The sequence below is a fragment of the Cyanobacterium aponinum PCC 10605 genome (assembly GCF_000317675.1).
In the GTDB taxonomy this organism is placed as follows: Bacteria; Cyanobacteriota; Cyanobacteriia; order Cyanobacteriales; family Cyanobacteriaceae; genus PCC-10605.
Window position 1 is genome coordinate 2825179 of record NC_019776.1, and the last position, 23871, is coordinate 2849049.

A 23871-nucleotide genomic window follows, 5' to 3' on the forward strand; every position below is an offset into this window, starting at 1 on the left:
GGGTGTTTAGGGGATAGGGGGAAACAAGTAATGAGTTCGGAGTTTTTAATTCTTAATTCTTAATTCTTAATTGTTCCTTTGCCCCTTGCCCATTGCCCTTTGCCCTTTTACTTTGCCCATTGCCCTTTTCACCATCACTCATAGATAAAAATTTATCCTGAAGTCGGGTTAAATAACTTCCCTTAAAAAGAATTTTCTACTATTAAATCCTCCAAGGGAATTTGTCCGGGTTTGGGCCAGGGTTCTTTAATTTTTTTACCAATTGCTACCATAGGGCCAATAACATAATCTTTTGGTAAATTGACTAACTCTGCCACTTTCTCAATGTCAAAGCCAATCATCGGACAAGAATCGTAACCCATTTCTTTTGCCGCTAACATTAAATTTTGCATTGCCATGCCGATGGAGCGTTGGGCTTCGTCTCTTTGTAGCCATTCTCTACCTTCGTGAAAAGGTGCAATCCAGTTAACCAATAAATCCGCTACCTCTTTGGGGGCATTTTGCCAATAGCGAGAAGGATTTTTTTCCCATGCTTTTACGTCAGCAGTAAATAGAATTAAAAGAGAAGCATCGGTCATTTGAGCTTGATTGTTACCATATTCTTGACGAATTTTTTGTCTTAATTGAGGATCTCGGAGAATTACAAAACGCCAATGTTGAATATTAAAACTGGTTGGGGCTTGGATTGTTGCCTCTAGCAGTTGTTTTTCTTCTTCTGGGGTAATTTTGTGATTAGGATCAAAGGCTTTAACGGAGCGACGTTGATAGATTGCTTCTAATGTATTCATTGGATTCTTAATTCTCCTTTTTGAAAGTCATTGGATGGAAATATTCTAGGCTAGATCAAATAATAAAATTTCTGTATTATCTTCAGTAGCTATAAAGTCTAATTTCTTTTCTTGAGTGATAGCAACACCATCACCAACATTAACGATATGACCGTTAATTTTTCCTGAACCTCTAACTATTTGTAACCATAAAGAGCGATTTTCTGGAATATTATGCTTAATTTCTTCATTTTTACCCAAAAGCATTACATAAAGATCCGCATCTTGGTGAATTTTGACAGATCCTTCTCTACCATCTTCAGAAGCAATTAGTCTTAATTTTCCTTGTTTTTCATCATCGGCAAAGTATTTTTGTTCATAACTGGGGTCAACTCCTATTTGATTTGGTTGAATCCAAATTTGTAGTAGATGGACTGTTTCTTGAGATGAGGGATTAAATTCACTATGGGCGATTCCTCTACCGGCAGACATTCTTTGTACATCACCAGGACGAATAATTGAACCATTACCGATACTGTCTTTATGTTCTAGTTCTCCTTCTAAAACATAGGTAATTATTTCCATGTTTTGATGACTATGGGTGTTAAAGCCTTGAGTGGGTGCAATTTTGTCTTCATTGATTACTCGTAAACTGGCAAAACCCATGTAATTAGGATCATAGTAACTACCAAAAGAAAAAGTATGTTTACTGTCAAGCCATCCTAAATTGGCTTTTCCTCTTTCTTCACTTGGGCGAATAGTAATCATGGTTTTAATCGTTTTTTCCCATTTGTTTTCTTATCTTCCATGATACTTCTCTATTTTTTGGTTGACAATGTATATTATATTTAACTGATTGTTGAATAAAAGTTGACAAATGGATAAATTTAATCAGATTAGAGGTTTTGTGTTAGTGGTGGAGTCGGGTAGTTTTGCTCAGGCTTCTCGCATTTTGGGTATATCTCGTTCGGCAGTGAATAAGTTGGTTTTTAATTTGGAAACTTATTTAGGGGTGCAGTTATTACACCGCAATACTCGTAATGTCACTCCTACTCAAACGGGTTTAGCTTTTTATGAACGTTGCACGGGAATTTTAGCGGATTTAGAGGAAGCGGAAATAGCGGTTACTAATTTACAGCAACGTCCTCAAGGTAAATTGAGGATTAATGCTCCCATGACTTTTGGCACAATTAATTTAGGAGATACGATCGCATCTTTTATGGCAGAATATCCTCTCTTAAAAGTGGAACTTAGTTTAGATGATCGTTTTGTTGATCCCATTGCCGAAGGTTATGATATGGTAATTAGAATTACCGATAAAATAGAGTCCTCTAGCTTAGTAGTTCATCAATTAGCTGAGATTGAGTTAATTTTATGTGCTTCGGAAGGATATATCCAAAATTATGGTGAACCAAATTCCCCTGAAGAATTAGAGAATCATTTTTGTTTACAATATGGTTATTTTAATTCCCCTCACCTATGGAGATTAACAAAAGGAGATGAAAAAAAAATCGTCAAAATTAAAAGTCGATTATGTTCTAATAATGGGGAAATTCTCGCAAAAGGTGCGATCGCAGATTTAGGTATAACAATATTACCAAGATTTATTATCGAATCTTATCTTCAAGAAGGGAAATTAAGAAGAATCCTACCCGATTACTCTCCTAAAACCCTAAGTTTATTCGCACTTTATCCTATCAATCGACATCTATCGAACAAAATTAGATTACTAACAGATTTTCTCAAAAATTCTTTAAAAACTCCTTGACATCCTCAACAGATTTAGCCATTAAAGGATAATTAAGGGAGGGGCGCTTAATCACTACCAGAGGAATCTTTAATTCTTCCGCTAACTGATATTTTATGTCTTCTCCTCCTGCTTTTCCTCCTGCTTTGGTAACTACTATCTCAATATCCCATAATTGCCACAAGGCTTTTTCTAATTCTAAACTCAGAGGAGGACGAATAGCTATGATGCGATCGCACCCAAAACCAGCTTTTTCAGCCAATTCCAAAGAAGATTGATAGGGAAGGATACGAGCATAAAATTGAGCCTGATGGTGATAAGGTTTAAATAAGTGTAAATATTTTGCTCCTATAGTTAATAAAACCTTTTTTTGCTTTAAAATCCAATTATCTGACAATAAAGACTGTAAATCTGGATAATAAAAAACATTTTTGTGGTTGTTAGTAGTTACCGTTTCTCTTTCATAACGAAGATAAGATAAACATAAGCCCTGAGAAGAAGTGACTAAGTGGATTGCATTTTGGGAAACCTCAAGAGCAAAGGGGTGAGAGGCATCGATAATAGCAAAAACTTGCCAAACAGAAATAAAATACCTCATCTGTGCCAAAGATAACTTAGTGACAACAACTTGAATATCATTAATATTCTCATATAACTTACAAGCAGAATCAGTGGTAACAGTCACCACAAAATCTTGCTTTAAATCAGACAATAAACGAGCAATAATTACACTTTCAGATGTGCCACCAATTAACCAAATCATTAATCCGAACTGACGTTCAATATATTCAACCCCTACCACCTGCAACCTGCAACCTGACACCTGACACCTGACACCTGACACCTAACCTTATCGGATATTCTTAAACCGAACTGAGGTTAATTACTAATTCTTAACTGCCCTTTTCTAACTGACCTTAAATTTAGCCACATCAGACTCTAATTTTCTAGCAAGAGACCTTAACTGAATAAAGGATTGAGAAAGTTGAGTTACCGAAGAATTAGTTTTTTCAGCTACCTTTGCCACATCTCCCATTGTGATACTAACTTCCTCCGAGTTTTCTGACTGTTCAAATGCTGCAGCCGCGATCGCTTCTACTAACTCGTTAATCTGTACGGTAGCGGCGGTAATTTGGTTAAGACTCTGGCGGGTTTCCTCTACCAGTTTACTACCCTCAACAACTAATTCATTGCCCTCTTCCATGGAAGTTACCACCACCTTTGTTTCTGAAAGAATGTCCGTCACTAACTTGTCAATGTCAGCCGTTGCCTGAGCAGACTGAGTCGCTAAAGCCCGAACCTCATCAGCAATCACCGCAAAGCCCTGTCCTTGCTCTCCAGCTCGTGCCGCTTCAATGGAGGCTTTCAAAGCCAAAAGGTGTGTTTGAGCGGCAAATCTGCCAATCAGAGACACGAAATTGGAAATATTTTCTGTGGTATCCCCTAGTTTTTTAACCTGATCTGCGGCTTGTTGTACAGTGGCACGAATATCCATAATTGAGCGCACGGTTTTATTCATTGCTGAATCTCCCACAGCAACGCTTTCTTGAGCTTTGATTAGGGCTTCTTCCGCTTGTTCCGCACTTTCTGCCACAATTTTACTAGAACGACTCATAGCATTTACCGTTTGTAAGGCTTGAGCAATATTTTCTACCTGTTCAGCAATTTCTAAGCGCAGAATTTCCATGTCACTTTCATTATTACTGGTAGTTTGAGCTACTTCTAACGCCGCATTTTGTACTTGGGATACAATTTGTCTTAAACTTTCAATGGTGGCGTTATAAGAGTCAGCAATCGTACCGATTTCATCTTCCGTAACAGTGGCACGAATGGTTAGATCCCCTTTAGAAACAGGGTCAACTTGCATTAATAGTTCTAACGCTCTTTGTTGTAATAACTCTTTTGCCTGTCTTTGTTCTTGCTCTGCCTGTAACTGTAAGTCAATCAATTTGACTCTTTCTAAAGCTAGTCCTACTTGAGTGGCAACTTGAGTCATAAAGTCAATTTCTGAGGGTTCCCATTCTCTTATGTTTGAACATTGGTGACAAATCAATAAGCCGATTAATTTACGGTTAACGATAATGGGGGCAACTAAGTTGGCTTTTACCTCAAAAGGATCTAATTGTTTTAGGTGACATAAAGTTAATCCTGCATTGTGAATATCTGGAGTTGCTTGAACTCTGCCCTGCAAATATTTTTCTACATATTCTTCTTCAAAACAAGGATCATGGATTTTCGCACCGAGGGCTTGAGGATAGCCTTCTGCTACAGATTCAGCAATGATTGTACCTTGCCATTTTTCATCAAATTCATAAACAATAGAGCGATCGCATCTCAATACTTTACGAGTCTCTAAAACTGCGGTATCCATAACCTCCTGCGGACTTAAACCTTCAGCTAAATTAAGGGTTATTTCTTTGAGTTGTTCTGCACGAGTTGCCGAAGTCATTTGGGCTTTTAAGATATTAACCCGGTCTAAAATTACTCCGTATCGTAAAGCAATTTGACTTAAGAAAGAGATTTCTTTTTCTTGCCATTGATGATGTTGACGACAATGATGGGCAATCAATAAAGCAAATAGTTGTCCTTGACTGATGATGGGAATAACTAAATTGGATTTGATTTGTAAGCGGTGCATCAAGGCTTCATGTTCAGGAGCAAACCCTGCGGTATAAACATTTTCTGTTGCCACAACCCTACCGTTTATATAAGAATCCCTTAAGGATAAAGGAATACAAGGATCATTTAACTGCTCACTCAAAGCACTGGGTAAATCTGGATCTCCTGCTTCATTGCTAATATAACCACTCCAATTAGGCTTAAAGCGATAGATAACAAGACGATCAACTTCTAAAATTTCTTTTGCTTTTGGTAAACTGCGATCGAACACTTGATTAATATCATCTTCATCAACTACCCTTGCCCCCGTAATTTCTTGGAATAAACTGGCTTTTTCTGCATCTAATAAAAGTAAAGTTTCATTACTTTCAATATTTTCTGCGAGTAAATTAAATGTATCCGCTAAATCACCAATTTCATCCTGTCCAACAATATTTGCCCTTACTCGATAGTTACCTTCAGCAAATTGAGTGGTCGTTTTTTGTAACTGTTCTAAACGATTTGCAATAACTCTTCCTAAAACAATTATCAGAATAAAATTAAGAATTAATACGATTAGTGCCGTTTGTCCTTGAGTTTTAAGGCTATTGGCAATAATTTGATTAAGTGCTTTTTCAGGAGTCCCCCGTACTAAAATGGCCACAGGTTCACCGGCTTTATTTTGAATGGTCTGGGCAGTAAAAGTAAAAGTTTCGTCCCCTACTTTATCTCTGAAAGAAACAATTTGATTGGGATTTTCTAATGCTAACTCCAATAATTTTTGACTAGCAATTAGCTGATTCGTTGTATCTTCATTATTGGTAGCAGAACTAGCTAAAGAGATATTATCTTCGGAGTTAACCTGATAAACCGCACTATACCCCCCCTTAAACTCATTAATCGTATCAAATACAATGGAATATTTCCCGTTAACCACGTCTCCAGAAACTAACACCCCTATCACTTGATCCCGATTGTTGGGGTTAAAAACAGGAGTAAAAGTATAACGAATAACCACATCTTGATTAGGAATTAGACGAGGCAACAAAGGAGGATTTTCTGCTTGTAAATCTTGCCAAGAAACAATTTCAGTAGTTTTGATTTGTTGGGGATTATTAATTACTTGAGAAACTAAGCCATTGGGATCAAAAACCTCCCCTGCCCGATTATTATTAGCACTAACAATTATTCTCTGATCTCTTCCCACTAAAGTAGCATACTCAATATTACGAGCAGTAATTTCATTTTGAAGAATTTGTTTCACTAAACTTTGTTGAGTGGGAGTCAAACTATTACCATTAGCACGAGTTAAAGCGGCGTTGATAATTGCAACGTTATCCGATTGTCCCCGAAAACCGAAGCCCATCTGATTAATTTTAATGTCGTAGTTAATCTTGGTGGCTTCTAGCTCAGAAATTGATTGGTTAATAAGTTGCTCTCTACCACCTGTAACAATTTCTAAAACACCTACTCCTAAAAGTACGGCAAAAGAAATGGCTTGAGCTCCTACTACTACTAACAATTGTTTTTTACGAATGGATAAATCATAAAACCATTTCACCACGGGGGGGGTTGTATTCACAGGAGGGGTTTTTTGATTTCTTGTGGCATAAACAGGAGAAGTATTTCCTTTTTCCTGAGTGGTTGATTGTAAACTTGGTTTTTCTGGTGCTTGAGTCATGGAAAGTAATGAGTAATGAGTAATGTAGAAAATAGGTGTCAGGTTTCAGGTTTCGGGTGTTAGAAAATTTCTGAATTTTTAATTCTCCGTACTCCCCTACTTTAAAAAACTCCGAAATTCGAACCTCTAGCTAACCTTAAACTTACTAATGGTGTCTTGTAAACTATCAGCAACTTTTTGTAACTTTTTAAAACTACGAGCCACTTGAGTCACTGCATTAGAAGTATCATTGGAAATTCCTGCTACCTCTGCCATAGTTTCGGTAATGGATTCAGAGGTTTGAGATTGTTCTGCCGCCGAAGCTGCGATCGCAGTTACCAGTTGACTAATTAAAGCAGATGCGGCTGTAATATCGTTCAGACTTTGACGGGTTTCTTCCACCAGTTTTGTCCCTTCGACTACCTGCTCAGTACCAGTTTCCATCGCTTTGACAACTTCGTTGGTTTCTTCTTGAATTTCCGCAACCACTTTTTCAATTTCCGCCGTCGCTTCAGCAGACTGACGAGCGAGGGAACGAACTTCTTCGGCTACCACCGCAAAACCTCGTCCTTCTTCCCCTGCGTGCGCCGCCTCGATGGAAGCATTCAACGCCAAGAGGTTAGTTTGGTCCGCAAAACTACCAATCAGGTTAACTACCTTAGAAATTTTTTGAGTTGACTCTCCTAATCTTTTTACTTTTTTCGCTGTTTCGGCTACTGTTTCTCGAATTGCCAAAATACCGTCCACTGTGCGGTTCATAGCAACTTCTCCTTCTTCTACACTGCGGTTTGCTTGTTTTACCGCCTCTTCTGCTTGTTCTGCATTATCTAATACTGTACGAGCCGAAAAAGCCAAAATCTGAATTTTTTCCAAGGCAACGTTAATATCATCCGCCTGACGAATTACTTCTTGTGCTAGATTTTCTACATAGTTGTTTTGCTCCGTAACAACCTGATTAACTGCCTTTGTACCTCCTTGTACCTGAGTTACAATTTTTCTTAAACTTTCAATGGTGGCGTTATAAGAGTCAGCAATCGTACCGATTTCATCTTCTGTTACTGTTGCCCGAATGGTTAAATCTCCTTGAGAAACAGGATCAACCTGCATTAATAATTCTAATGCTCTTTGTTGCATGGTTTCCCGTGCTTTTCTTTGTTCTAACTCAGATTCTTGTTGCTTATTTAAAAGTCTGATTCTTTCTAAAGCGGGGCCAATTTGAGTTGCTAATTGAGACAAGAAATTGCATTCAGAAGGAGTCCATTGACGAGGTTTATCACATTGATGAGCAATTAATAAGCCTAGTAGTTCACCATCCACAATAATCGGGGTAACTAAATTAGCTTTTACTTCAAAAGGTTCTAGCTGTTGAATATGACAACTGGTTAAACCGGCTGTATAAATGTTGTTGGTGGCTTGAACTCTACCTTGTTTATACTTATCAACGTATTTATCAGCAAAACAAGGATCTTTTATTTTTGATCCTAGTGCCTTGGGGTATTTTGGATCAACAGATTCAACAATAACTGTACCTTTCCAATCCTCATCAAAAGTGTAAATAATTACTCGGCTGGCATTTAGGGCTTCTCTACCCATATTTGTTGCCACTTCAAACACTTTATCTTGATTTAACGCTTCGGCTACTTTGAAAGTAATGTCTTTTAATTGTTGAGATAACAAAGTATCTAGTTGCTGAGATTCTAATAAAATAACCCTTTGTAAAGCAGGTCCCATTTGAGTTGCGGTTTGTCCGAAAAAGTCAATTTCTTGAGATGTCCAATTTCTAGGGCTTGAACATTGATGGGCAATTAATAAGCCAAGAAGTCTATTCTCTACAATGATAGGAGCAACTAAATTAGCTTTTACGGCAAAGGGTTCTAATTGTTGAAGATGACATTCTGTTAGTCCAGCTTTATAAATATCTGGGGTTGCTTGAACTCTGCCTTGTAGATACTTATCAACGTATTTATCCTCAAAACAAGGATCATGAATTTTTGCCCCCAATGATTGAGGGTAGTTAGAGTTGACTGACTCTGCAATAATTGTTCCTTGCCAATTATCATCAAAACTATAGACAATGACGCGATCGCTCTGTAGTGCTTGACGAATCTCTCTAACAGCAATTTCAAAAACTTCATTGACATTAAAAGCCTTTGTCATCTCTAGGGTAATATTCTTGAGTAAATTAGACTGACTGGCTAAGATTTGTTGCTCTACAAGTAAGTTTTTCAACTGATAGGTCATGTTATTGACACTATTACCTAACTGGGCAATCTCATCATCTCCTTTAATATCTAAAGATGCGTCTAAATCTCCTTCCGCAATCTGTTTAATTGTTTTTGAAGTTTTTTCGATGGGATTAACAATTAATCCTGCACTGGTATAGGCAATATAACCAACTACCCCCCCAGAAATTAAAATCCCCAGAAAGATGAAAGTTGTAATGCGATTAACAGGAGCGAGGATAACACTTGTATCTCCCGCTAAAACCAATCCCCAATTTAAAGGATTAGTTCCTAAATCAACCTCAATAGGAGCATAGGTAACTACCTGGTTGGTTTTTGTAATTTGATTTCTATCTTCGACAGTGATTCCTTGATCAGATGAATCTTGCCATCTCAATTGCGGAAATACTTGTTCGAGAGATTTTACAGATTCTTTTGTACTTTCTGTGGTGGTTTTTCCTGTGGTGGAAACGTTAGTCGAGTAGATAGTATCAGAGGATAAAAATATTTGACTATTCCCGTCAACAAGGTAAATATTTTCTCCGCTACCTTCGACAGTTTCATTTCTCGCAATAAACTTTTGCAGTTCCTCCACAGGGACTCTTGCCCTCAAATAGCCTGTAATTTGATTAGTATTAGGATCTATAAGAGCGGAAGCAAAATAAACTCCGTAAGTACCATCCCATTCAGAAATAATTGGTTCACTGACAATAGTTCCTTTTGCCTGTCTCGCTTGTTGAATATAGGTTCTTTCACTATGGTTGGGCATGGAGCGTCCATTGCTTTCTGCTAGTGCATTAACTTGTGCATCAAATACTGCAATACTGTCAAAGTATTTATATAAAGTTTGAAAGTCACTCAACCGTTTTTGTAATCTTGCTTTATCTTGTTGTTGATAAGAAGACAATTCGGGTATTACTTGCGCCATACCCTGAACTTGGGCAAAACGGTCTCCAATGATTAAATCAAAATCTTGGCTAATGATTTGGGCTTCTTCTTCTTGTGTTCTTTTGATTTCTGCTCGAAATACTTGGTTTAATGTGACACCAATTACACTCCCAACAATAATAATGGGTAATAAACCCAATGCGATCGCGATCGAGGAAGTTTTAAACCTAAGATTTTTACTTTGCCACCATTGAATTAAACTTTGAGATGATTGATTATTTGTCGGGCGTTTTGGTGGTTGTTTTTGTGTCGATGGAGAGGGGGATAATTCTTGATTTTGATTAGCCTTTTTTTGCTCTTGACGGTCAGCTTGGGGGGAAGTTTGAGTCATGGAACTTTCCTCAGATAGTTTACTAATAGTGGTTATTTCTAAGTGTTATTACTTATGGATATAAAGACAATAAAGCACCTATTCGTATAGGTTTTAGATGTTTGCATATTTCCTTCTCATTTTAACTCAATAGTTGTGGATCTCAATATATACTTTCATAAAGGATTAATATTGACTCATTTCAATATAACCTGAGTTCGGGATAAGCTGAAAGCATTATTTTCTCCTAGTCAGAAAACCTTATAGCTTCTTAGAAACAACGATAAAATTGCCTTAATCCGAACTGACTTAAACAAGGGGCTTAAGCCCCTTGCTAAAAACCCCTACCACCTGCAACCTGCAACCTGCAACCTGACACCTAACCTTGTTGGATATTCTTAAACCGAACTGAGGTATATAAAAATATTAGATAAACACAGGTATAGGGTTTAGAGGCGATGAGGTGATGAGGTGATGAGGTGATGAGGTGATGAGGTGATGAGGGGAAGGGGTGAGAGGGGTAAATAAGTAATGAGTAACGAGTGACGAGTAATTATCAACTATTCATTATTCATTATTCACTATTCACTAATTCACTATTCATCTTTGCCCCTGTTAACCAATACCCAGATAAGCGGCAACCAAAAACAAAGCATCAGTAAAAATAGTACTCAAAACGGCACTAGCAAAAACTATATGATGAGTCTTTTTCTTTACTAATCCCCACAAACTAATTCCTAAAAGAGTGTTCGCTAATAGAATTGCCCAACTTATACCCCAAATTGTTTGAACCTGTGCGATCGCACCTTGTAAAAGAGGTTTAACGAGAGTAGGATCAGTTACCATTAACTCTTTCCAGTAGGGAATTAACCCATCAATATAAAAATATAAATCAGTAATAGCAGTACCAATTAAAGAACCAAGATAAAAATAATTACCTATTAATCCCCATCCCTTACGAATTCCCCATATAGCGAAAGGTAAACCGATAGCCTCGATCGGAATATGAATAGAAGGATAATATCTTAACCATCCCCAATAAATTGAACCACACAACCAACTCCAACTAAAACCCCAGAGTAAATCTCCCCAGATGTAAGTTTCAGGTTGTTTACGCCAGTGAAAACTTAAAGCAACCCACACAAAAGTTAATAATAAACTCAACCAAGGAAAAATCCTCACCAAAGGAGCTTGGAAAAACACAGGAATAGAAACTAGAAAAGCCGATGAAGAAAAAAGAAGAATCCTTTTACGCTTTTCTTTGTCCCACCACCAACCCACGAGAAAATCAAAGATAATTTCCCCTACAGATGGCAACAAGGTGGTTAATTGAGATAACAAGGTATGATTTAACAAAATTGCTTATAATTTCTTTACTTATCTTTACTTAATCTTAAAATATTTTCAGAAAAAAAATCCAAATTTGATTTTTAACTAATATCGCTCATATTTTTATATACCCATAGGGGGGATATTGTTATCATAGTAATATTTCATCTGAAAGTCAATAACAGACTTTTGATTTGAGTGTCACACCATGGGGAAATGAGTTCCGAGTATTGAGGAGAAGAGGTGATCAGGAGAAGGGGTGAGAGGAGGAAATAAGTAATGAGTAATGAGAGTTAGAAGTTCTTAATTCTTAATTTTTAATTATTTACCCTTGTCCTTTTAACTTTACCTTTTCCTAGTTAAATAGCCAAAATGATCCAATATAAATTGAAGAAATAAATAATTGTACTGTCATTATTGGTAATCCATATTTTAAAAAAGTGTGAAAAGAAATTATCTTTCCATGTTGTTCTGCAATTCCCGCCGCCACAATATTAGAAGAAGCACCAACTAAAGTACCATTTCCCCCCAAAGTTGCTCCAAACATCATGGCATAAAATAAAGGTAAAACTTCCGGGGGCAGTTGTCCTGTATAGTTAGGATCAAGAATTGATGAGTCAACTAAATTAACATTAACCAAATATTCTTTTAATAAAGGTACCATCGCAACCACTAAAGGAATATTGGGGACAACGCTTGATAGTATGCCTACCACGAAAACTAATAATATAGAACCAACAAAAATATTTTTTCCCAAAACTAATGCTAATATTCCAGATAAATGGCTCACTACCCCTGTTTTTTCTAAACTGCCAATCAAAACAAAAATGGACATAAAGAAAATAAGGGTACTCCAATCTACATCTCTGAGAATATTATGTACTGTGTCAATTTTACTGTGATGGGCTAATAGTAACGCCAAAGTTGCCCCCAGTAGTGCCACTGAAGCAGGGGAAATCGGTACGGCAAGAGAATCCCCAATAACAAAGAATGTAAGTACAAAAACCATGATCAAAGCCCCAAGGATTAACATTCTAGGATGATTAACTTGAGGGTGAGGTAAATCTTCTAGGTGGGTGAATTTTGTATTCCAAATTTTGCGGAATAAGAGAGGTGCAACGATAGCTACACTGACGACGGCAATAATACCTCCGAGGGTTAACTTTTGTAGATATTCGAGAAATGTCATATTTATGGCATCTCCCACAATAAAAGTAGCTGGATCTCCTACTAATGTAATTAAACCTGCACTATTAGCTACAAATACCATAAGAATTAATAGAGGAACAAAATTAACACCTATTTCTTCTGCTAGGGGAGGGATTAAAGGAGCTAAAAGCATAACCGTTGTGGCGTTTGGAAGCACTGCACAAATGGGGGTAGTTATTCCAATGATTCCTAATATGAGGACTTTTCCTCTACCTTTAGCAATAATTACCATTTTAGTGGCAATATATTCAAAAATTTTGGTCGGTTCAAATGCCCTAATTAATACCATTACACCAAAAAATAAAACTAAAGTTGCATGGCTTTTACTGATAAATTCAACGGCTTCTGTAAGAGTAATTGTATGGGTAAAAATCAGAATTAATGCTCCTAATAAAGCTGCGATCGTCAAATGCAATTTTTCTGACATAATCAGAATAATAACAATAACAAAAACTGAGGCGGAAATAATACTAGAAAGTTCGCTCATGTTTGATATTTTTGTTTGTTCTGAGAATTAGGTTTTGATGAAGAAATAAAATACAGTTTGAGAGTAAATAAGTGGATAATTAACAGTTAAAAAAGGCCACTTTTTCTTGATCGAAACTTTATTTTTTTATCTGAAAATCAATTATTCAGCTTAACTAGAATTTGATAAGCTCAAAATAATACTTGATATTTCTCTTCTGAAAAGGGTTTTTTTTACAAATTAACACTTAATAAAAATGGACAAAAAGAGTCAAAAATATATACTATTAAGTAGCTCAAATTAAATAAGCAAAAGTTTGTATTTGCCCTTTTGGGGACTTCAAATCTTTTAAAGATAAGGGCTAAAGCCCTCACTACAAACCCTTTACTATTTCACATTTAATTAATCAGAATCAATCACAAATTCTATTTAATATATTTCACACTCATAATCTGAATTGCTCCAAATTCAAAAAGGATTATTTTATAGATGAAGAGTTTTGTCAATTAGGAATACCTAATGAATTGGAGGTTTTTACAAATACCTATTCTTTAGTCTCCTCTCAATGCCTACGAGGTTAGCTGACGGACGAGAACTGAGAGATGTTCTTTTCTGGAAACACTCCAAAAATAAGCCCCTAAATTGGTTCCCCCGCTTCCTATTTAATAATCGAAAAATGATTAGTATTAAGGAACTAGGCTGACTAACTCTTAATAATTAGTTATACGCTTGATTATAGCTTAAGATTTTTTGTTTGGCTTAAGGAAAATTCTTGTAAAATTTTGCTCTAATTGCACTATTTTTTAATTAACTTAAATCTTACAACCCGTTTAAATTTGACTTCTTTTCGTTGAGCAATAGGGAATGGGTAATAGCATTAGCTAGAAATCAAATAAATGAGCAAAAAGTCAATACCTTGCCAATAAAACTTAATAAATAGCTCAAAATTTTATGAATACTACTATTTGAGATTATTTACTTTTTCTTACTTTTCATGATCAAAAAAAATTAACCGAGACTATGCCCAGAAAAAACATCATCCCTTGATCGAAAATGATGCTATTATTTCTCACTTGTCTGAACTTTTCTCAATATTTTTACTGCTTTTATGAGCCTTGTGTATTTTCTTGAAATATGAAAAGGTGGGTTTAAAGTATTTTTTTATTTGCCTATACTGAAATGAAAAATCCATTGTTATAGTTAAAATAAGAGGAAAAAAGTTAGGATTCTTTTCACCTAGCCGTTAATTGATGTGACAGACTTAAAAACAGAAAAAGAACAAGAAAGAATTTGTTCTGTTGCTAATTTATTAAAACAGGCGAATAAACCAATTCGGATTCTAGGAGCGATCGCATGGAATCCCCAAATAAAAGCTGATTTTTTTGCCCATCAAGCTCAAAAACTACCTGAAGTAGAATACAGTAGCTTTGATGATTCTCCTATCATTGAAATAATTCGAGAAGCCAGAAAACATATCTTTCCCATAAGTTCTCGTGTGGATATGTGGTTAGAAACTCAAGCCAATGCGATCGAAGTAGGGGCGAGGATGTTGGCAAATGTTGGTAAACCTAGCTTCTTTACTTTCTGTCGTCAAGCATACGGAGAACCAACCACAAGACTACGCTACGATGACCAAACTCCTTTACAATTAGCGGAAAGTGTTAGGGATCGTGTGGCAAGATTAAATTACTTGAAAATCGACATTGATTCGCCTAAAATTTATTCCTCAGAAGATATTAGTCATAAAATTGAAACCGCCATCAATCCCCATTTTGGAGAAGATGCTCCTCAAATTACTATTGTTGATGAATTATCGGCTAATGCCCTAGCTACTTCTAAACAAATTCGTATTCGTCGAGATGCCAGATTTACTGAACAAGATGGGATTCAGTTGATTAATCATGAAGCGTTTATCCACGTTTTAACCTCCATTAATGGTAAAAAACAAACAAAATTACCAATTCTTGGGGAAGGACACGTTGGTACTACGGCAACTCAGGAAGGATTAGCAGTTTTTGCCGAAGTGATTAGTCATAGCATGGAACTGAATCGCTTTCAGAGATTAGCAGATCGTGTGTTTGCCATTCAAATGGCGATCGAGGGTGCTGATTTTCTTCAAGTTTATCATTACTTTTTAGAACGTACTCAGGGTAATGAAGATCAATCCTTCGAAAGTGCAAGGAGGGTTTTTCGTGGTGATATAATCACTGGTGGAGCACCTTTTACTAAAGATGTTGTGTATTTATTTGGTTTATTAAGAGTAGGAGGAGCAATTAATGCTATTGGCAGATACTCCCATTATTACTCATCTTCCCAAGTAATGTTATTTTCTCGTCGGAAAGTGTCGATCGCACCTTTTAATTGATCACTAGATTCTTTTGTAATAAAACTTAATTTAAACTGTTGATCTGTACTGAGATATTCTGCATAGTTCGACTGTAAATAGGGACGAAAATCTTGATTATTATTGAGATGAACTTCAAAAAAAGCAAGGGTAATCCCCTTCACATAAGCACTAATTAAATCTTGAGGGGGAAAAGTAAAATGCAGGGTAGAATCCAAAGCCTCTTTAATTCCACCATCAAGTTTACTAAAATTAACATGGGCTTGTCCCTCAATTAATGCCCAATATTTATTTTCGCCTTGTAACCAAGTAAAAGGTACAGCTTGTTCAAAAGCTGGAGGTGTTGCAGGATCATCACTTCCTGATCCCATTAGTACGGGAATACCAATTTGACGAATACCTTTTTTGCCAAAAATAAAGCGATTTACTGGGTTAGCAGCAAATACGGCTTTGACACGGGGATCTTGAAATTGATAGTCTTGTCTTGGTAAATTTAAAGCCTGACACTGTAATAAAATCGCCACGTTTAAACCACTGTAGAGGCGATCGCACGACTGTTGTAAATAGTCAAAATCAATAGCCGCACCAGACACAGCTAAAGCCGTATAACCACCGAAAGAATGTCCAGAAACGCCTACCTTTGTGAGATTTAATTTGCCCTGAAATTCACTTTGATTGCGTCTTTCTAACTCATCAATAACAAAACTAATATCTTTGGGGCGATTAATAAACTCATTTTCGTCAAATACGTTTTTATTTAATCCCTCAAACATTTCTTTAAAGTATATCACATCACTACCGACGTGTTGAGGTGCAGCCACGAGAAAACCGTGAGAAGCTAAATGGTTTAAACCTTCAGCATAATCCTCTGGGCGAGAAGATAACCCATGAGAAAAGATGATCACAGGAATATTTCCCGATACCCCTTGAGGTGCGAAAACATCTATATAAAAGCTGCGATCGCGACTAGAATCAGTAACTTGCCATTTTTCCTGTTTTACTTGGTATTTTCCTTGTTGACGAATATCCGACAGGGTATTATAGTCAACAGGGGTATTTGTTCGGGCTTCCTCTTCTGTCCAAGTGCGCATACTTGTAACAAGCAGATCCGTTGCTTTTATTACTTTTTCTGTGTATTCAACACCCCCCATAATCAACTCCCCTTGTATTTGTAAATTAGTAGGATAGTTTTTCAACACATTTAATAAGGTTAAACCCGATGGCTCTAAAGCTGATTGAATAATTCCTCCTCGTAAAGCAATCCCCCCATTTTCTCCTCCTTCAAGGGTGATACCTTTTCCCAGACGAAGCAGAATATCTTGTCCCATGTTACTATTTAAAAAGCGAGATATTTTCACCCCATCAATATCAACTTTTTTGTTCAAAGCCGCTCTAAACTTTTCTTGATCTTCGGGGCTAATTCTTTTTAAATATTGTTCTAAATCTTCATTAATTGTGCCATCTTGAGCAAATACTTCTAAAGATTCTACGTCCACAGATAATTTAATTGGTCCATAGGTAAATAATAGCTTTTCTGCGGCTTTTACGGGTAAAGAAGTTAAAGTTAAACAAGCTGAAGCTAATCCCAATAGAAATAAAGATAACTTTGATTTGATTTGATTCGAGTTAAATGGTAACATTTTAAAAATTATTTGAAGGTTTATTTTATTGTAATTTTTGAATAAAAAAGGAGTGTTTTTCTGAGTTTAGTTGTTTTTGTAAAATGGATAAAACTTTAGCTAAATTGTACTCTAAAAGAGAATTAACAGCTAAAACTAATCCGGGAAAAACTTTACTTTCAATTAATCCCTCCCCATCAGGCTCAAAGGTGAGATATTTTCCTTCATGGAGATAAAACCAATCTATTTTTCGGCTATATACCTGCCAAACAATATATTCTTTAACACCGTGACGACGATAAACCTGTAATTTATCATGTAAATCGTAGGAAGCGGTTGAACCTGCTATTTCTACAATTAATTCTGGAGCACCTTCGATATAATCATCTTTACTGACTCTCGATTGCCCACCTTTTTTGATCCTTAAAAGTGCATCTGGTTGAGGTTGATTATCTAAGTCTAATCTGACGGTGGCTTTATCCGCTAACTCCACTCCTGGAGTATTTGCCATATAAAAACCTAACCAAGTAATAATTAAACTGTGGGGCAAACCATGTCCTTCATATCTTAACGTCGCAGCCATATAGACAACTCCATTGATTAATTCTGTTTTGACGTTTTCAGGGATTGTATGGGACAGTTTTTCAAACTCAATACTGTTGAGGCGATCGCCATTTTCCATTGGAGGTATAATTTTAGTATTCATGGCTCAAATATTCTTCAAATAGATTTTTAATAACTATTCTTCCTTAATTTTAACTCCGAACTCCTGACTCAAATTGTATTGGGTGTCGTTTACTCAACCTCAATTACAAACTTCTAATATTCAATGACTCGATAAACTGTTGCACCGTCTTGATAAACGGCTTCATAATAAATACCTGCACAGTCATAATATTGAAAATCACCATCTTGAATAAGAGTACATCCGTCAGGAAGATAGTTAACGACAACACCAGTAGGAGGGGCAACCACAATATAATTATCGTTAACGGGTTGCATATAAACTCCATCGGAGTAAATATAACTGCTAGAGCCAATGTAAACAGTATCATAGTAGGGTGGAGTTTCGTTAACAGTAGCACCAATAATCAATCCCGTTGTTAATCCTGCTAATCCAGCCCAAGCACCCCATCCAGGTGGAGTATAGTAGCCTCCACCATACCAGCCCCCACCGTACCAATTATCATTAACGAAATCTTGGCGGTTATTTTGACGGTTTGTCATGCCGTCTTGACGATTGCCTTGACGATCAGTTCTGTTTTCTTGACGGTTTCCTTGATTTTGACTGCGGTCATCTTGACGATTTGCCGCATTATCCTGACGATTACTCTGAGCATCACTACGGTTAGATTGTCGATCACCCTGATTCGTTTGACGGGTGCTTTGTCGATCGCTCCTCACATCATTTCGATTACTCTGAGCATTACTACGGCTACTTTGACGGGAGCTTTGACGACTAGAAGAATTGCTTAAATTCCCTCTGTTTTGTAAGCTAGTACCACTACTGACTCTGGGAGAAGCCCCTCCTCCTCTGGAACTTCTTGAACTGCTTGAACGTTGAACACTGCTAGTTCTAGCACCACCACCACTTCGTCCTCCTCCACCTCTTCCGCCACCACGTCCTGCATAAGCGACATCGGATAAAATAGTGAGAATGGTTAATAAAACGGTAATGATAAAAATAAAGGGTTTATTGGTAAGTTTCATAATGAACTCCTGTAAATATAAAGTTTGCAGGGTGGGTATTGCCCACCAATTCTTAACAAGCAAGATGCCTGTTTCACAGTTATATAGATTCCCCCTTAATAAGGAAGACTAATCAGATGGTAATATTTGCACCTTGAAGTTATCCTGACCGGGGGTAAAGGTAAAAGTGTCTGGAGCAAAGGAGGGTTTAAAATTCCAATTAGAAAATAACACCGTATATTGAGGAGCATTGGGTAAATTTTTATAGGTGACGATCGCCTTTTTTACCAAAGGGGTTTCATCTTGACTAATCCACAGTTGTCCATCCCAATCTGCCGTTACAATTAGAATTTGATCCGTTTCCTCTCGATTAACTAAGTTACTGCCTATATATAAAGGTTCTTCAACCGTATTGTCCAAAACAGCACAAGGATTACTGGTAAATAAATTAAACATGGGAATAGTAAAGCCCAACTTTTCCTCAATGGTGTTAAGCATTTCATCGATATTAGCTGGGGCTTCTTTAGTGGCAAAAACTTTGAGAGTAGGAGAAAACAAAGTAATAGTCTTACCATCATAGTAAAAATTTCGATTACCCTGATCCGCTACGGTGTCAACTCTTACCATATTTGGTCTTTGCACAGAAACAGTTTTGTAACCGCCATATTGAACTTTTGAACCTGATGTGAGAACGTTGTCATAGGTAATATCCATTTCCACACTGATAAATTGTTGACCTTTGAGAAAATCACAAACTTGGGTTAGTAATTCTTCCGTTGTTATCGGTGTTTCTTCTGTTGGCATAACTGGAACGGTTTGAGCCTGTATTTTTGCTGCTAACTCAAAGCTAGAAGTTATAAACAAAGAGCAAGTTAATAAGATGCGTAAAGAATTCATAAGTTTGATATTGTAATTGTATTTAGTAAGGAAATAATGAATAGAGTAAGCATTTCCCGCCATAAGATGGTTGTAGGGTGTTCAAGGGGTTTTTATCACCTACTATGTAGTGTTTGAATCTTCCCTTATCCATGCTCCCACTAATTCATAACCGAGAATCAAGATTACAGGACCTACAAATAAACCGAGAATCCCGTGGGCAATAGTTCCGCCAATTACCCCCAGTAAAATAATCACAATGGGTACTGGTAGTTGCCAGTTGGATAAATTCTTCTCCTCTGGTGGGTGCTAATCGTAAAACAAATAAAGTTACTCCTTGATTGAGGCTTTTCGCATTTAGTGTTAATATCACCGCAACTACGATGGAAATTATAAATTTTAGTAAAATTAAACTGATATTAGTTGCTTGTAATAAAAGAGTTTTAGAAAATTCGACAATTTGGGTTTTGAATTGACTAATTAATGCTTCTAAGTTGAGGGATGCTAACTGCCAAAGTTCACTCAAGGGTTTACCAATGATTGGTATATCGGCAATGTCGGGAGAAGGAGGCGGTATCACTAAAGTACCTGTGTCAATGCCTTCTACTATCGTTTGGGCGTTATGAAACAAAACCGTTGCAATTATACTGATAGGACCTAAAACAATGGCAATTCCAACTAATGCAAGGCTTATGGCGGATAATTTAGCTCGTCCTCCGAGGCGGTTTTTTAGCCACTCAAATACAGGAAAGAGTGCGATCGCGATTATCACCGCCCAAAGAATGATAATAATAAACGGGCGAATGAGTATAAAACACCAAGCCAATAAGAAACCGATGGTAAAAAATCGAATGATAGTATTTATCAATTTAGAGTTATTTTCCATTTAGCTATCCAAGACTTTTTTTTCAAAGGTTTTAATAACAACATATAAAATAGGAGCAATGACTAAACTTAAAATTGTGGCTACTAAGTAACCGCCAAAACTAACAGTACCGATAGACCAACGACTTAACGCCCCTGCACCGGAAGCCATCATTAGAGGGATATAACCCACAATTCCCGATAGAGAAGTCATCATAATCGGACGAAAACGAGATTTAGCAGACTCGATCGCCGCTTTGGTAAAATCAAAACCAAGATCCACATTCAAGTTAGCTTGTTCCACAATGAGAATGGCGTTTTTCGATGCCATACCGATTAACATGAGTAAACCCACTTGAGCGTAAATATCGTTACTGATGACGGGGAAAAAACCCCCTAGTTGCATATTCGATCGCAACCAGATGGCAACCAATGCCCCTAAAGTGGAAAGAGGTACAGTTAACATGATGATAGTAGGATCGATATAACTTTCATATTGAGCGGCTAAAACGAGGAAAACCAAGACAAAGCCCAAACCGAAAATCAAAATTGTGGCACTACCCGCAGATAATTCCTCCAACGCACTCCCTGTCCATTCATAACCAATACCATTCGGTAAAACTTCCGTCGCAACTTCTTCCATTACTTTGATAGCTTGGCCTGAACTAAACCCACCCGCAGGAGAGGCTTGAATTTTGACAGAAGAATAAACGTTATAGTGGGTGAGAGTGGGAGGATAGTTGATATTCTGCACATTAATTAAATTTTTGAGGGCGATCTGTTGACCATCCCTGGAGTTAACGTATAAAGTGTTAATATCTTCGGGGTTCGCTCGAAACTCAGATTCAACTTGGGCATAAACACGGTACGATCAATTGGCAAACACAAAATCATTAACATAGCGAGAGCCGATATAGGTTTGTAAAGTGTTTAAAACTTCGGATACATCCACATTCAAAGCATTAATTTTATCTCGATTGAGATCGATTTGTTGTTGATCTGTATAGAAGGTAAACTGAGTGAAAACTCCTTGCAATTCTGGTCTTTCATTGGCAGTAGCTAAGTATTTTTGAGCCGCTTCGATCATATTTGCCATCGGTAAACCTGTACGGTTTTGCAACTGTAATTCCAAGCCCCCTGTAGCACTCAAACCATCCACCGCAGGAGCGTTAACAGCTACCGCTCTTGAGCCTGTCATTGTTGCTTTTAACTCTTGATTCAGTTTGCGTAAAATTCCGAAAGCAGATTGCGGGGCAGACGGGCGCTCTTCCCAAGGTGTTAAACGCCCGAAAAACAGGTATTTGTTATAGTTATTACCATCAAAACTTGTTCCTGCAATGCCTAAATAACCTTTAACCTCTGGTATTTCTGCTAAAATTCCATTTACTTTATTTACCTCCTCACGGGTATAGTTAAGGGAAGTATTAGAAGGAGAATTACCAATAATAAAAAAGTATCCCTGATCTTCTTCAGGAATAAACCCAGACGGTATGACAGTGTACATAAAAGCCGTTGCCGCTAACCCTGCCACGAAAATGATCATAATCAGGGATTTGACGTTAGTGAGGGCATTAATGAAGTTACCGTAGGCGGTTTCAATCCATCCGAAAACCGTATTAAAGAGACGAAAAAACCAACCAAAGAGAAAGTTAAATGTTTTGTCAATAACATCGGGAGGAGCGTTACGAGGGCGTAAAATTAGGGATGATAAAGTAGGAGAAAGGGTAAGGGCGTTAAAAGTAGAAAATATGATCGCCGCCGATAATGTCACCGCAAATTGTCGATAAACAATGCCTGTTGTACCGGGGAAAAACATAACAGGAACAAATACAGCTAACTGGGTTAAAGAAGAAGCTAAAACCGCTCCTCCTAACTCCTCCATTGCATCGAGAGAGGCTTGTAACGGCTGCATTCCCTCAGACATTTTGACTTGCACCGCTTCCACAATTACCACTGCATCATCGGTAACAGTGCCGATTGCCAAAATAATCCCAAACAGAGTTAGTAAGTTTAACTCTAAACCAAACACTAACACCGCCGCTAGTGAACCAATCATCGCCACAGGCATAGCAATGGCAGGAATAATGGCTAAACGCCAATTCTGCAAAAAGATCATAATGGTAATAATGGCGTAAAAAATTGCCTCGAATGTGTTATTCTTTACATCTGCAATGGCTACATTAACAAAATCGGTGGTATCACAAGCCACATCAACCTTTAAACCGGGGGGAAAATTCTCCTGTAACTCAGCAATTTTAGCCTTAATGGCTTCTCCCGTAGCTAAAGCATTTGTGCCGGGTAACTGATACACTGCAAAACCGACGGCAGGTTGATTGTTGTATTTTGCATCTAAATCATAGTTTTCTGCCCCTAATTCAATCTTTGCCACATCCTTCAGTCTAATTATAGTACCATTGTCTCCTGTTTGAATAACAATTTCTCCAGCTTCTTCTACAGTTTTGAAGCGTCCTGAACTACGCAAAGGAATTTCAAATTGTTGCTCAGATAAAGAGGGTTCTTGTCCAATACGTCCTGCACCTACTTGTAAGTTTTGATTTTGAATTGCTGTGACTACGTCATTGGCAGATAAATCCCGAGCGGCTAGTTTATAAGGGTCAAGCCAAATCCGCATGGCATATTTACGCTCCCCAAAGATGGTAATTGATCCTACCCCAAAAATACGCTTAATTTCGTCCGTAACAAATAGATCAACGTAATTGCTGACGAATACCGTATCATAGATGGGTTTTCCTTGCTCATTTTGGTCCGCATAAAAGGCATAGGCAAGAAGTATATTCGGGGAGGCTTTATCAACTTTTACCCCTGTTTGTTTCACGGAGTCAGGTAAACGAGGCTCGGCTAAGGATACCCTATTTTGTACGTTAACTTGTGCCTGATTGCGATCGATATTTGTGGGAAAAGCAACGGTAATATTCGTCACCCCGTCATTACTGGTGTTAGAAGTAATATACTTCATATTTTCTACCCCGTTAATTTCCCGTTCAATGATGGTAGTAACGGTGTCTTCTGCGGTTTTAGCATCCGCACCATTATAAGTGGCAGTTACTTTCACCTGAGTGGGTGCTAATTGTGGTAATTTCGCCACAGGTAACAAAGGAAAAGCGATCGCACCTGCTAAGATAATGACTAAAGAACAAACCGTAGCTAATACTGGTCGTTTAATAAAAGTGCTAGAAATACTCATCTAAAAATATCTTTTCCT

14 protein-coding genes, 1 pseudogene and 1 riboswitch are annotated in these 23871 nt (G+C 37.3%); of the genes and pseudogenes, 2 read left to right on the plus strand and 13 right to left on the minus strand.

The window, feature by feature from the left end; genetic code table 11:
• Positions 1 to 182: 182 nt before the first annotated feature.
• Positions 183 to 788, minus strand: coding sequence for a nitroreductase family protein (locus CYAN10605_RS11820; RefSeq protein WP_015220181.1), 606 nt, complete (start codon positions 786 to 788; stop codon positions 183 to 185).
• A gap of 45 nt (positions 789 to 833) precedes the next feature.
• On the minus strand, positions 834 to 1535 hold the full coding sequence (locus tag CYAN10605_RS11825; protein ID WP_015220182.1) for a pirin family protein: 702 nt from the start codon (positions 1533 to 1535) through the stop codon (positions 834 to 836).
• A gap of 109 nt (positions 1536 to 1644) precedes the next feature.
• Here CYAN10605_RS11825 and CYAN10605_RS11830 point away from each other — a divergent pair, with 109 nt between their 5' ends.
• Positions 1645 to 2535, plus strand: coding sequence for a LysR family transcriptional regulator (locus CYAN10605_RS11830; protein WP_015220183.1), 891 nt, complete (start codon positions 1645 to 1647; stop codon positions 2533 to 2535).
• Here the strand turns inward: CYAN10605_RS11830 and CYAN10605_RS11835 are convergent.
• The 5 genes from CYAN10605_RS11835 to CYAN10605_RS11855 form a co-directional block, all read right to left on the minus strand.
• The gene (locus tag CYAN10605_RS11835; protein ID WP_041922853.1) at positions 2510 to 3277 is read right to left on the minus strand and encodes a cobalt-precorrin-6A reductase; all 768 of its coding nucleotides are present in this window, start codon (positions 3275 to 3277) and stop codon (positions 2510 to 2512) included. The genes CYAN10605_RS11830 and CYAN10605_RS11835 overlap by 26 nt on opposite strands.
• Positions 3278 to 3421: 144 nt before the next feature.
• On the minus strand, positions 3422 to 6793 hold the full coding sequence (locus CYAN10605_RS11840) for a GAF domain-containing protein (RefSeq protein ID WP_015220185.1): 3372 nt from the start codon (positions 6791 to 6793) through the stop codon (positions 3422 to 3424).
• 126 nt (positions 6794 to 6919) lie between these two features.
• Positions 6920 to 10273 carry a methyl-accepting chemotaxis protein gene (locus CYAN10605_RS11845; protein WP_015220186.1) on the minus strand — a complete coding sequence of 1118 codons (3354 nt, stop codon included), beginning with the start codon at positions 10271 to 10273 and terminating at the stop codon, positions 6920 to 6922.
• 594 nt (positions 10274 to 10867) lie between these two features.
• Entirely contained in the window at positions 10868 to 11608 is a 741-nt protein-coding gene (locus CYAN10605_RS11850; RefSeq protein ID WP_015220187.1) for a DUF3120 domain-containing protein, read from the minus strand.
• A 328-nt stretch (positions 11609 to 11936) separates the two neighbouring features.
• On the minus strand, positions 11937 to 13277 hold the full coding sequence (locus tag CYAN10605_RS11855; protein WP_015220188.1) for an ArsB/NhaD family transporter: 1341 nt from the start codon (positions 13275 to 13277) through the stop codon (positions 11937 to 11939).
• 530 nt (positions 13278 to 13807) lie between these two features.
• A riboswitch (cyclic di-AMP (ydaO/yuaA leader) is annotated at positions 13808 to 13941 on the minus strand.
• A 567-nt stretch (positions 13942 to 14508) separates the two neighbouring features.
• Here CYAN10605_RS11855 and CYAN10605_RS11860 point away from each other — a divergent pair.
• Positions 14509 to 15621, plus strand: a complete 1113-nt coding sequence (locus CYAN10605_RS11860; protein WP_015220189.1) for a tyrosine/phenylalanine carboxypeptidase domain-containing protein — start codon at positions 14509 to 14511, stop codon at positions 15619 to 15621.
• Here the strand turns inward: CYAN10605_RS11860 and CYAN10605_RS11865 are convergent.
• From CYAN10605_RS11865 to CYAN10605_RS11890, 6 genes and pseudogenes are all read right to left on the minus strand, one after another.
• On the minus strand, positions 15558 to 17240 hold the full coding sequence (locus CYAN10605_RS11865) for an alpha/beta hydrolase (RefSeq protein WP_015220190.1): 1683 nt from the start codon (positions 17238 to 17240) through the stop codon (positions 15558 to 15560). The genes CYAN10605_RS11860 and CYAN10605_RS11865 overlap by 64 nt on opposite strands.
• 25 nt (positions 17241 to 17265) lie before the next feature.
• Positions 17266 to 17925: a Uma2 family endonuclease gene (locus CYAN10605_RS11870; RefSeq protein WP_015220191.1), complete on the minus strand. Its 660-nt coding sequence runs from the start codon at positions 17923 to 17925 to the stop codon at positions 17266 to 17268.
• Between the two features lie 113 nt (positions 17926 to 18038).
• The gene (locus tag CYAN10605_RS11875) at positions 18039 to 18929 is read right to left on the minus strand and encodes a DUF6515 family protein (RefSeq protein WP_041922854.1); all 891 of its coding nucleotides are present in this window, start codon (positions 18927 to 18929) and stop codon (positions 18039 to 18041) included.
• Positions 18930 to 19037: 108 nt separating this feature from the next.
• Positions 19038 to 19805: a DUF2092 domain-containing protein gene (locus CYAN10605_RS11880; protein WP_015220193.1), complete on the minus strand. Its 768-nt coding sequence runs from the start codon at positions 19803 to 19805 to the stop codon at positions 19038 to 19040.
• Between the two features lie 145 nt (positions 19806 to 19950).
• Entirely contained in the window at positions 19951 to 20670 is a 720-nt protein-coding gene (locus CYAN10605_RS11885) for an AI-2E family transporter (protein WP_015220194.1), read from the minus strand.
• Positions 20671 to 23853 (minus strand): annotated as a pseudogene (locus CYAN10605_RS11890) (efflux RND transporter permease subunit). It abuts the gene before it with no gap.
• Positions 23854 to 23871: the final 18 nt, after the last annotated feature.